Origin of the sequence: Kiloniella laminariae DSM 19542 (genome assembly GCF_000374005.1) — a bacterium.
Lineage (GTDB): Bacteria > Pseudomonadota > Alphaproteobacteria > Kiloniellales > Kiloniellaceae > Kiloniella > Kiloniella laminariae.
In genome coordinates, this window is sequence record NZ_KB893135.1 from 63,120 (window position 1) to 74,960 (window position 11,841).

8 protein-coding genes are annotated in these 11,841 nt (G+C 54.0%); 7 read left to right on the forward strand and 1 reads right to left on the reverse strand.

Going from position 1 to position 11,841, the window contains the following annotated elements; all coding sequences use genetic code 11:
• Positions 1-318: 318 nt before the first annotated feature.
• The 6 genes from B152_RS0104880 to B152_RS22575 all read left to right on the forward strand — a co-directional run bounded on the left by B152_RS0104880 (position 319) and on the right by B152_RS22575 (position 9,497).
• A complete protein-coding gene (locus tag B152_RS0104880) occupies positions 319-3,483 on the forward strand; it encodes a CHASE domain-containing protein (RefSeq protein WP_169337404.1) in 3,165 nt (1,054 codons plus the stop codon).
• Positions 3,484-3,488: 5 nt separating this feature from the next.
• Complete coding sequence (locus B152_RS0104885; protein WP_020591272.1) at positions 3,489-3,932, forward strand: DUF3088 family protein; 444 nt, start codon at positions 3,489-3,491, stop codon at positions 3,930-3,932.
• A gap of 49 nt (positions 3,933-3,981) precedes the next feature.
• Positions 3,982-5,220, forward strand: coding sequence for a threonine/serine exporter family protein (locus tag B152_RS0104890; protein WP_020591273.1), 1,239 nt, complete (start codon positions 3,982-3,984; stop codon positions 5,218-5,220).
• A gap of 197 nt (positions 5,221-5,417) precedes the next feature.
• The gene (locus B152_RS0104895; RefSeq protein WP_020591274.1) at positions 5,418-6,683 is read left to right on the forward strand and encodes a lysozyme inhibitor LprI family protein; all 1,266 of its coding nucleotides are present in this window, start codon (positions 5,418-5,420) and stop codon (positions 6,681-6,683) included.
• A 58-nt stretch (positions 6,684-6,741) separates the two neighbouring features.
• Positions 6,742-7,890 carry an STM3941 family protein gene (locus B152_RS0104900; RefSeq protein WP_020591275.1) on the forward strand — a complete coding sequence of 383 codons (1,149 nt, stop codon included), beginning with the start codon at positions 6,742-6,744 and terminating at the stop codon, positions 7,888-7,890.
• Positions 7,891-8,042: 152 nt separating this feature from the next.
• Positions 8,043-9,497 (forward strand): DUF1835 domain-containing protein, encoded by a 1,455-nt coding sequence (locus B152_RS22575; RefSeq protein WP_020591276.1) that lies wholly within the window; start codon positions 8,043-8,045, stop codon positions 9,495-9,497.
• Positions 9,498-9,502: 5 nt separating this feature from the next.
• On the opposite strand, the gene B152_RS0104910 is transcribed toward B152_RS22575, so the two are convergent.
• Positions 9,503-10,327 (reverse strand): substrate-binding periplasmic protein, encoded by an 825-nt coding sequence (locus tag B152_RS0104910; RefSeq protein WP_020591277.1) that lies wholly within the window; start codon positions 10,325-10,327, stop codon positions 9,503-9,505.
• Positions 10,328-10,861: 534 nt separating this feature from the next.
• Here B152_RS0104910 and B152_RS0104920 point away from each other — a divergent pair.
• Entirely contained in the window at positions 10,862-11,656 is a 795-nt protein-coding gene (locus B152_RS0104920) for a substrate-binding periplasmic protein (RefSeq protein ID WP_020591279.1), read from the forward strand.
• Positions 11,657-11,841 lie beyond the last annotated feature (185 nt).

The following is an 11,841-nucleotide window of genomic DNA, read 5'->3' on the forward strand; positions in this document are numbered from 1 at the left end:
CTTTCCTTGTTCTCCTCTTATACCCTGGCATTAAAAATCCTGAATTTTAAAAAACACTGATCTCACTCTTAAAATCCCGTACGAAAATTAACCCTGTGCAAACGACTCTCCGCTATACTCGGGTCAGGATAAATCAACCGTATCTCCTTTGCTTAACAGATCAGGTAAACCTTGCCTCCGATGGACCTTGGTATAAATCAGTTGCCCCCCCGCCCCCTGTATTCCCCATCCCATGAGACAGGATCCGACAGGCAGGATCTGGGCAATGAAACCATCTCCTTTCCGAAGGAGGGCAGAGGACTGGAGACGGATCAAACCTTGCCACAGCAACAGGACGCCCCCCGACCGCTGTACGGTCTGTCCCTGCCCCTTGCCATCCTGCTTGTGGCTACCGCCTATTTCATTACCGGTTGGGCCGGTTTGACCTGGGCGATTGATACCGGCTTTGCCACCGCAGTATGGCCACCTTCCGGCATTGCTCTCGCGGCTGTTCTTCTTTTTGGGTACCGGGTTGCCCCAGGAATCTTTATTGGCAGTTTTCTTGCCAATGTCTTGTCAGGAAATTCTTTTGAACAGCTGATCCTGTCCACGCCAACGGCGCTCTTTACCGCCGCCATGATTGCCATAGGCGCGGCTGTTCAGGCACTGGGCTCAGGGTTTCTGGTGCGTTATTTTGGCGGCTACCCCAATCCCCTGATCACTCCTGGGAAAATCATTCTGTTTTTCATCTATGCCGGACCACTGGGCTGTCTGATCAATGCCATAATCGGTTCATCAACCCTGATGGTTACCGGAACAATTCTTCCAGAAGTCTGGTTGGCGACAGCAGTAACCTGGTGGAGTGGCGACACTCTTGGTGTTCTGATTTTTACTCCCCTGATTCTTGTCTGGGGTCTGGACATCAAAGGAAACCGCCGACTTCCCGTTACCCTCCTGCTGCTCGCCACCTTTGTTCTGGCGATCGGCGCCTATCTCTATGTGCTCTCTCTCGACAAGGAAAGTGTCGAAAAGGATTTGCACAACCGGGCTCAGGATATTGCCCGAGAACTTGATCTGACACTCCAGGGGCACCTGAGTGTACTTGCAACCCAGGAAGGTGTTTTCCATGCACTGGAAACCGTAACACCAACCCAGTTCAGGGACTTCACAACCCCGGCTCTCCGCGAATTCCCGGCTCTCCATGCCCTGTCCTGGAATCCCCGCTATAAAGATGAACAGCGCCCGTGGGTTGAGAACTTTTACCGTCAACACTACGGTCCCGAGATCAAAATCACCCAAAGGGATGTTGATGGTGATCTGATCCCGGCAGAAAAAAATCCGGAATACGTCTCTGTCCTGATGATCGAACCGCTGCAGAAAAATCTCCCCGCACTGGGATACAATGTCCTGTCCAACCCGGTTTCACGCATCACCCTTGACCAGGCCAGAGACAGTGGCGAACAAATTACCACAAGCCAGATCAGACTTATCCAGGGTTCGGCTCACCAGGCTGCTGTCCTGGTATTTCGCCCCCATTATCCTCAGCATCTTCCCCATGATTCGGTTGAAAGTCGGCAGAAAAATTTGACTGGGTATCATACGGCAGTTCTCCGTATCGAAGATGTTCTAGAAAAAGTGATCAGCCACGCCCAGACTTTTGGGCTGGATCTGGAGCTGTTTGACCGCACAGCTGAACCCGGCAAACAACTTCTGTTCAGCACTTTCAGCCGGAAAACTCCCGCCGCAGGCGTCAACTACAAAAACCTCCCCCAGAGAACTGCAAGCTGGACCTTCAAGATCGCCATGCCCGGGCGCGATTGGGAACTCTGCAGCTATGTACAGTCCGAGTTTTTAACCAACAGACTGGAAAAAAGCGGCTGGATGGTTCTGATACCCGGTTTAATCATCTCTTCCCTGATCTGTCTCTTCACGCTTTTTCGCACCGGGGTGCTGTTGCAGATGGAGCTGTCGGTCGAAGAAAGAACCAGAGATCTCCGTTATGAAATCGCTGAAAGAAAACAGGTAGAAGAGGCCCTGCTTATTGCCAAATCAGAAGCGGAACAGGCCAGCCGGAGCAAGTCAGAATTCCTGGCGACCATGAGCCATGAGATCCGTACTCCCATGACTGGCGTGATCGGCTTTGCCGATCAGCTGCTCGCTGGTGATTTAGCACCCGAGAACCGGGAAAAGGTCAGCTGGATCAAGGACTGCTCCAAAAGCCTGCTGCGTATTCTCAACGATATCCTCGACATGTCAAAAATCGATGCTGGCAAGCTGGAGATAGAACAGATCGATTTCTCCCTGCCGGAACTGATTGATGATGTGCTGGCTCTCTTTGACCAGAAAGACAAGGAAGGGACGGGAATCGAACTTGTAGTCAAACTTTCAGAAGACTTTCCCTCCGCGATCAAGGCTGACCCGACCCGCATCCGCCAGATCCTGATCAATCTGATCGGCAATGCCTTCAAATTCACGCACAAAGGCAACATCATCATCGAGGGTAATCTGGAACAGACCACAGGTGTCGGCACTGACATGATCCGAATTTCGGTCAGTGATACCGGGATTGGTATTCATCCGGACGTACTCCCCCGGCTGTTCAGGGAATTCAGCCAGGCTGATGCCTCCATCTCGCGCAAGTTCGAGGGAACAGGTCTCGGGCTGGTTATCTGCAAGCGCCTTGCCGAACTGATGGGCGGCAAGATCGGGGCAACAAGCAATCTTGGCCAGGGAAGCTGTTTCTGGTTCACCCTGCCCTGTATAGAGGCAACCGGCGATGTCACGAAACTGGACCAGATCCTGCCGCAATCGGGCTATAACACCAGCCGTACACTCAATATTCTTGTTGCCGAGGATAACCGGATCAACCAGAAGATTATCGAGGCGGTGATCAAAGCTCTTGGGCATAAAACAACCTTTACCAATAACGGGCGCGAAGTGCTGAAGGCGCACAAGAAAGCTCAATACGATCTCATCCTGATGGATGTTCGCATGCCCGAAATGTCCGGCCCCGAGGCAACCCTTGCCATCCGCCAGCTCGAGAATGAAAAGGCATCGATCCCGATTATTGCCGTCACGGCCGATGCCATGATTGAAAACCGCCAGGAATATTTTGATTGTGGCATGAATGACTGTGTGACCAAACCGATTGACCGGGACGAGCTTGTTGCAGCAATCAACCGGGTTATGGGGGAAGAAATCCACACAGCTACCCCTCAGATCGACGAGGGCCCGCAAGGTATTACTCCGCCCGATTCCGCCAGAAAACCCTCTGCAAAATCCTCTGCAAAATCCTCAAAAAAAGCTCTGGAAGATGCGCAAAAAAAATCCGGGAAAAAGCCATCAAAAGCCCCCCCACCCGAAGTAGAGACCGACACAGAAACCGACACAGAAACCGACATAGAAACCGAAGAGGAGCCCCCGGCCGAATTTACGGCAGAGGTCGAGGACATCCTCAAAAAGTTGCAAAGCGTGGCCAGCGAGTATACTCAAAAGAACAAATAAAATCGTTGGGTCTTCTGGTCCCACTCTTCTCGTTACAGTCTTCTGGAACAGCGGTTGCCGTTTCTCCTGCCCAAATCGTTCCTTTTGACAATCGTCCGATCAAGGTTACAACTGTCATGAAACCACGCCTTTTTGTCCTCCAGATGCCTTTTTCCGATCCCGATCTTGTTCCACCACCGTCAAGCGACAGCTGGTTTTGCAGCCACTGCGCCCTGATCGAAGGTGCCCTGGGGATCAACCCGCAGTGGCTGGATCATATTGAGGTCAAGCGGCTCGCTTTCCCCCGCCCCAGGCGCGAACTGGTCGAGCTGCTTGGCGAAGAACAGCAGTGGCTCCCGGTTCTCGTGCTCCCGCAAGAAGACGGGAAAAAGAACGAGACCCTCACCGATCCGGTCGCAATCACCCGCTATCTTGCCGAAAAATTTGGAGGTGCAGCCCCGCACCCCTAAAATCCCCCCAAAACAACCGGAAGAACCACCAGGAACACCCCGTCAGGCCATGAACAAACTCAAGAGAAACGATCGCGCCTTTGACGAGGCCTGCCAGTTCATCATCAAACTGGGCACCGCGGTGAACGGCTATGGTCCCGCAGCCGCCCGGCTTGAATCCTTTCTGGTACGGGTGACGGAATCTCTGGGCTATCGCGGGGTCTTTCGCTCTACCCCCTCGGAAATCACCTTCGCTTTCTGGCAGGAAGGTCAGCTGTGGCAGCGCACCCATATGGTTGCTGTACCTGCAGGCGGTTACAACATGGCCAAACTGGCCTACGTCGGCGAGTTGGTTGATAACCTGGTCGCGGGTAAACTCACACTTGCCAAAGCCTCCAAACGCCTTGACGAGATCGACGCCCTGCCCAACCCCTGGGGCGTCACCAGCTATGCCCTGAGTTTTGCCCTGGTCGGCCTTGGTTTTGCCGGGCTGATCCAGGGCAACCGCTGGGATATCCTCTTTGCCGGTCTGCTCAGCCTGCTGGTTTATGCCATTGCGGTTATTTCCGAGCGGGTTGGCGGACGTCTTGCCGATGCCCTGCCCTTTGTCAGCGCCTATATCGCCGGGCTCTGCGCGGCGGCGCTCAAACTCTTCCTGCCCGAAATCAACCATACCGTCGTGACCCTGTCCGCCATTGTCATCCTGATCCCCGGTTTTGCCGTCAGCGCCGGAATCATTGAAATCGTCGATAACTATGTTGTGGCCGGCTCGGCCCGGCTGATGGGCGGACTGGTCTATCTGATCAAACAGTTCACCGGGGCCTGGCTTGGTATTGCCTCGGTTGGCGTCCTGTGGGATGCCGCACCCGGCACCACGGAATCTACTCTCGGCGATCACTTTATCTGGCTCTATATCAGCCTGCTGTTTCTGGGGCTTTGTGTCGCTTATCAGACCCTCTGGCGCGATGTCTTCTGGGTGCTGGTCAGCTGTGCGCTGTCCTATGGCGCCGTGATGATTTCGAGCCAACTGCTCTCGGCCAACCTCGGCGCGCTGTTCGGCGCGATTGTCGCCGGGATCTTTGCTAATCTCTGGTCGCGGGCCACCGGACGCCCGACTTCGATCGTGCTGATCCCGGCCATCACCGTGCTGGTCAGTGGCTCTATCGGCTTTCGCGGCCTCATCGTTGCTGCCGCAGGGGAAACCGACAAGGGCGTGGACCAGTTCATGCAGATGTTCATCGTCGCCCTGACCATCGCCGCCGGGCTGCTGGTCTCCAACACCATCCTGCGCCCCAAGGTCACGCTCTAGCAGACTTCGCCTTGCTGGCCTTATCTTTGTGCCTCCATGAGTCATCTTGATCTCGGGTTGACCTCGGGTTGATCTCCCGTTGATCTCCCGTTGATCTCCCGTTGATCTCCGGCCACGAAAACTCCACAATGCTGGTGTCTTCTTAAGCTCCAGTACAGCGTTTTGCCCGTCCCGGTCGTCTAATTAACGGTTCTGCCATGAAAAATCTTCTCCTCGCCCTTTGCCTGTCTCTGGGTTTTGCCTCACTGGTTCCGGCTTTTCCTGCTTTGTCCCAAACCCCTTCAGCAAGCAACTTCCCGGCGCTGGAGTTGCTGGAACAGGCTGATGCCCTCTATGAGGATGGAGACCGGGAGGGGGCAAAGCTTCTCTATCTTCAGGCAGCAAAGCTCGGTTCTGCTGACGGCCATTTTGAACTGACCTACAAGTACATTCTGTCCGACGAAGAAAGGCTCTATCACCTGAGCGAAGCAGCTAAACTTGGTCATAGTGAGGCTCTGTCCTATGTGCTTGATGCACTGGTCTTTCGCGCCGACAGTCTGCGCTGGGCCAATCCACAGGCCGCGCTGGAGCTGTTCTATCAGGCCCAGCAGGTCAACCCGGCGCTGGAACTCTATGACGGCGAGGCAAAACTCCGGGTTTTGCAGATGGCTGCCGAACCCCGGGGCTTTGATCCCGAAGCTTTTATCACCCGCTACAAGCTGGACGAAGCCGCCCTCGAAGACGATTTTTACGGCATCTGGCAACTGGCCGAGGAAGCCTCGCGCGGTGGGCGTTTTGGCAAACCTGATCCAGAGCTGGTGCTCAATCTGGTGATCCGTGGTGGCTCCGTCCCGGCTGAAACCTCTGCTGCCATTAGCGACGCCTATGCCAACTGGAAAGCAGGTCAGGCCGAACCCTTCAATATCTGCGACTATGTCACCAGCGGCTCGGGCATGGGCTTTTGTGCCGCGCGCAGTAAACAGCAGGACAGCCAGACCCGCGACAACCAGTTGATCCAGTTCAAGGCAACCCTTGCCCCTGAGCTTCATCCCCTGCTGGAACAGGCCTATGCCGACGCCAGCAGCTTTATCGAAGCCAAGGCAGCAGACGAAGAAGGCCACGGGGGCACCGGACGCGCCGCCTGGATACTCAATTCGGAGATGGAACAGAAAAACGCCTGGATCACCATGGTCAAACAGGTGCAAAGCCGGAAACTAATTCCCAGCAGCCCGCACGACCTCGCCACCGCCGACCGGGCCTTGAACAACAGCTACAAAGACGCCACCGCCTTTCTTGCCCGGCCGGATCAGCCTGACTATCTGCCCTCCCCCGATGAACTGCGCGCCGTCCAGCGCCTCTGGTTGCCCTACCGCGACAGCACCACCAGACTGCTCCAGGCCCTCAACCCCGCCCTGGACCAGCAAAGCCTGCTCGGCTGGATGAGCAACAGCCGGACCGCCCAGCTGAAACTGTTGCTGCAATAGATTTGTTCAAGCTACTCTTTCCGATCACAACACCCCCGATCAATCACACGAGTAAGCAATGCCGCCTGTAAAAGAAACCAGCTTAAAGCTGCGAAAGGGGAAAGTTATCTTTTCCCTGCTGATCTGTTGTATCCTGCTAATCTGTGGTCTTTGGCTCTGGCACCTCGCTCTCGATATTGGGCAGATTCCGGCAGAAGCTGATCTTCTTATATTGCTCGCGTTCTTCTTGTGTCTATTTGCTGTCTGGCGCGGGTTCCTTGCCCTGCGCAGACTTCTTGATCCAACACCCGGCTTACTGCTGAATAACAAGGGGATCAGCTATAAAAGCCTGTATCAACCGGTACAGTTTGTCCCCTGGACAGCGATTGAAAAGCTTTCGGCCTGCCTGTCTCTCAAAGGTCAGATGATTGGAATTCACCTTTTCACCCCGGAAAAACATCCCCTTGCTGGTACGTTTTGGCATAAAAGGTACTTGCACAAACTTGCCCAGGATTTTGGCACGGTCTATTTGATTCCTTCGCGAGAGCTAGCCTTTGATGAACATAATCTCCGCCGCCTCCTGGTCAAATACTACGGTCTGTACAAATCAGAAAAGGCCCAAGCTTCCGACGAATACCACCTTGGCATTATCAAAGACATCGCCCTACATCACCGCAAACGTCGCCCACCGGAGAATGATCTGGCCATTCCCTTGGCAAAAGGAAAAATGTTTGTTGCCTTTTTAGTCAGTACCTCAGCGATTATTCTCTTCTGCTTTGGCGTTTTCAAAGCATATGAAGATGCAAATCCCGTTATGTTTTATCTCGGGTTGTTCGGATTGTTTTGCTTTTTGGTCTTGGTTGGTATTTCACTATTTTTTCTGCTCAAAAAATCTCCCCGCCTGATACTTTCTCAAAGCGGTATTTATCTTAACACAACTCTATCCGGGAACGATTTTGTCCCTTGGGAGGAGGTTACAGCTCTGGTGCCATCCATTTATAATCCCCCAAATACCATTTCGATCCGGGTCAATAATCCAGAAAAATATTTGGGCAAAGGAAACTATCTTCAAAGATGGCATCGTCAAAAGCTGAACAAAAAATTTGATAGTCCCCTGATCATCAACAACCGTTTTCTAAAGATCAAAGAAGAAAGCCTTAGTGCAGCGCTGTTTGATTACTTTGGCAGAACCCTTGATACGCCTCCCCTTTGCGCCGGTAAACGTTGACGCCCAACGCAGAGCTATGGCATAAAAAGCTCAGGGCTTTTCCCGAAGCCTCCCCGTCCGCGGAAAGGGCTGCGCCCACAAAAAACGCTCGTTTTTCATCCACGATTTCCTGACCTGTCAGGCGGACGCAGGCATTTTAACGGGATAATCGTATGACGACGCACAAACCGGAAAACCCAACTCAATACCCAGTTCAAAACCCAGTTCAAAACCCGGCCTTTTCACCCAACAGCAACAGCCCCGCCCCGGAAAGCACTCAAGCAACAGTGCAACAGCCGAACCGGCCACCACGCCTGATGTTCAGCGGGGCGCTTAATCTCGAACAGCAGAAAAAACGCGCCAAGGATCTGCTCAAGGCCTTTGATGCCGGGAACGCTGACGCGCTACAGCGTTTTGTCCGGCAGCTTTCACTTTTTGGGTCGCAGAAGATTTCCAACGGAACAACGAGTAAACAAGGCAACGCTGCCAAGCTTGCCGATGCCCAGCTGGTGATCGCGCGCGAGGCCGGTTTTTCCAGCTGGCCCAAGCTCAAGGTTCACTGTGACCGCTTGGCCCTGCGCCAGAAACAGATTGCCGTGGGGTCCGTCCCCCGGCTCGACAGCCCCGAAACCCTGCACCTGCGCTGCGGTTCCGATATCCATCATGCACTGGAAGTCGCAGGTTTCATCGGAGCTTTTCATGAATTTTCCGATCCCTTCTGTCAGGGGCCACTGCCCGATCTGCCACTCGCTGAATTTCTTGAACAGCGGGCCGAATTTATTTCCTCCGCCTATGGTCTTGATCTGGAAGACACTCTGGGCCGTCAGCGACAGGCCTATGGCGGGCTGGAAACCTTGCAGGATTACAGCCGCGTGGTGCTCTGGTTTGAACACGACAGCTACGACCAGCTGATCCTGGCTTTTCTGCTCGATTATATCACCCGGGCTTTCCCGTCGCGGCTCTCTCTTGCTGAACCAGACGAAACTCCGTCGGGTCGCTCCCTGCTCCGGTTCGAGCTGATCTGCGTTGACCAGATACCCGGCGTGCCCGACTTTACCGGGCTGGGTCAACTGGCCCCGGAACTGCTGATCTGGCTGTGGGAAAACCGCCGGGCAGAAATCACATCAGAACAGTTCAGGCTTGGCAGCTCTGTCTGGAAAGCCCTGCGCCAGCCCGACCCGCAGGCGCTGGAAAGCCTGATCACAGATGGCACCGCCGCAATCCCCCCCATGGCTACCGCCCTGCGCCGTCACCTGCAGGAACTGCCAGACCCCGCAAGCGGCCTCGGCCTGACCCAGCGCCTGACGCTGGAAATCCTTGATCAGGAAGGCCCGATGACAGGCGGCAAGCTTTTTGGCAAGCTGATGCGCGAACGTGAACCCCTGCCCTATCTTGGCGACCTGATGTACTGGCACGAACTGGTCGATCTGAAGCAGGCGACAAAACCCTTGCTGGATTATACTCCGGCAACCCCGCCACAGATCTGGCCGGACCGCCTGGTCCACATCACCCGAACTGGGCGCGAGGTGCTGGCCGGGAAACGCAGCTATCTCGACCTTGCCACCCGTGAACGCTGGGTCGGCGGGATCAGGGTTGCATTCAAAACGCAGGAAAATCGGAGAGATTAATCCCCTCAGGACGGCGGGACTGCGGGTGACAGAGCATGCTTTTCCAGCAGCTTGTCATAGGTCCCGTCGCTTTTCATCTCTTCCAGCGCCCGGGTAAAAAGCTGCATGACCTTTTGATGGTCAGGGCTTTTCCGGGAAATGGCAAGGAACAGGTCTTTCGATTCAAGTACATGTTTGGCATAGCGAAAGCGGTCGCCTTCGGGATACAGCATCCGCGCGGTGTAACGCACAACCAGCTCGTCATCGATCACGGCATCGACCCGGCCATTGGCCAGCTTCATCAGGTTGCCTTCCAGACTTTGTGTCGGGTCGCGTTTAAAGCCTGTCGCGGCAAGAAAATCTTCCGGATAGGCATAGTCCTGCATTGTGCCAACAATCAGATTGTCCAGGTCGGCAATGGTTTCAATCTTCAAATTGCGGTCAAGACAGGAAATCAGCACCAGCTTGTTCTGGGCCAGAACCGGGCCAAAAGCCACATATTCATTGCGCTCGTCAGTGTACCAGATATGCGGGATCAGATCGACTTCGCCCCGCTGGGCTTCCTTGAGGATACGCGACCAGGGCAGATCCCGGATCACCGTGTCATAGCCCGCCCGTTTCATCCCGATACTGGTCAGTTCGGTCAGAAAACCGTGCCCTGGCAGCTCTGCCCCGGTATAGGGGGCCCAGTCCGACACCCCGATCACCAGCGCCCGGTTCCCGGACAACTTGTTTTCACTTTCAGCCAAGGCAGGGCTGGAAGATGCCAGACACCAGAAAATTGTTCCGAATATTATCCCCGGCAACATTCCAGCCATCATCCCAGAAATCACGCGGGACAGGATACTCATAGGGAAGACAGCCCTCACAATCGAAAGTCCTTCACCTGAACTCTTGTGGCTGAACAAAATATCACCTGACCCGTTGCCCCTGTTGAATGGCCGTCCGAAAATTCACCCGGCAGCTGCGGTGCAGATTTTCGGGCAGACTTGCATAGAGTTAACTCCGACAAAATTATTCTAGCGCGCGGATATTACCCCGTATCATAAAGGAGAAAAGGTTACCTGTCTCTTTACAGAACAGCCCCAGAATGTCCTGTGAGGCCTGATTCCTCCAACCTATGACATCTCTTGGGTGAGGAATAAAACCAGCCGCAATCAAGGGCCGTTTTCCGCTATCGGCTGCCCCTGTTTCGACCTCTCTTTCGCGGCACACTTTCGGAACCCTGGCTTCCTGGTCCTGTGGCTTCCTGATCCTCTAGGCTGCCCGAACATCCAGCAGGGAAAAATACCCTTCAACCTCATATCTTTACCTGTTTTTATCGTTTTAAGAGTACTTTTGTGCCTAAAGTATAAAAAGAACACTGACCGGACAGGGAGATCGCAATGCCCTATTTTGTGCAGCCAGAAAAAATCGCTGCCCAAAAACGAAGTAAAATCAGCATAATAAAGACCAGTCTGATTTGTTTTTCTCTCTCAGGATTTGTTTTTAATCCTCCTCAACCCGCCACTGCCGCAGATGACATCACCATCCTGGCTGTCCACTTTCCCCCTTTTGAGTTTGAAAAACCGGAAAAGGGGCTAAAGGGTTTTGATGTAGAAACCGTGGTTGAAGCCTTTGCCAGAAAAGACATCAAGGCCGGGATAAGCTTCATGCCCTGGGCCCGTGCTCTGGAAAAGGGTCGGAAAGGGCAGGCTGCAGGTATCCTTTCCTGCGCCAAGAACAGCACCCGCGAGCAGTATTTTATTCATTCTGACCCGATCAGTTTTGCCACTCGCGGTTACACGGCCCTGGAGAAACGGGGGCTTTCCCGGATTTCAGAAACCAAAGACGGGGCCGCATACACTGTCGGTTCGATCATTGGCTATGCCTCGACGACAGAGCTTAAAACAGCTGGTATCAAACCCGATCTATCCCCAGATCTGGCCACCGCCCTGGAAAAACTGCGCAAAGGCCGGATTGACCTTCTCTTTGGCGAAATCAACGCCACAGAATATATGGCCCAGAAAATCATCCCCGACGTTACCCTGATATCCTATCCAACCAGCCAGAAAGCCTATCACCTCTGCCTCAGCCGCAACTGGCCCGGGAGTGACGAACTGCTCAACCACTTCAACGAAGGACTGGCCGAGGTCCAGTCCGACGGCACCGACGACCAGATCCACGCCAAATACAGATGAGTCCCCAATACAGATAAATCAAACCAGCAATGCCCAGAGGGAAGAGTCCAAGCCTGAACGCGCAGGAACAATCGTGATAATAAGGTCCAATAATTCATTTACGATTATTGCGAGAACTGCTTTAATCACACCAGCGTAAACAGGCCCCCTCTTCGTTGGAGAACTTACAGTGAATAGCGCCGGAA

Coding starts and splice junctions, on each gene's coding strand:
- B152_RS0104890 (WP_020591273.1), top strand. CDS start 3,982: ATGAACAAACTCAAGAGAAACGATCGCGCCTTTGACGAGGCCTGCCAG.
- B152_RS0104895 (WP_020591274.1), top strand. CDS start 5,418: ATGAAAAATCTTCTCCTCGCCCTTTGCCTGTCTCTGGGTTTTGCCTCA.
- B152_RS0104900 (WP_020591275.1), top strand. CDS start 6,742: ATGCCGCCTGTAAAAGAAACCAGCTTAAAGCTGCGAAAGGGGAAAGTT.
- B152_RS22575 (WP_020591276.1), top strand. CDS start 8,043: ATGACGACGCACAAACCGGAAAACCCAACTCAATACCCAGTTCAAAAC.
- B152_RS0104910 (WP_020591277.1), bottom strand. CDS start 10,327: ATGAGTATCCTGTCCCGCGTGATTTCTGGGATGATGGCTGGAATGTTG.
- B152_RS0104920 (WP_020591279.1), top strand. CDS start 10,862: ATGCCCTATTTTGTGCAGCCAGAAAAAATCGCTGCCCAAAAACGAAGT.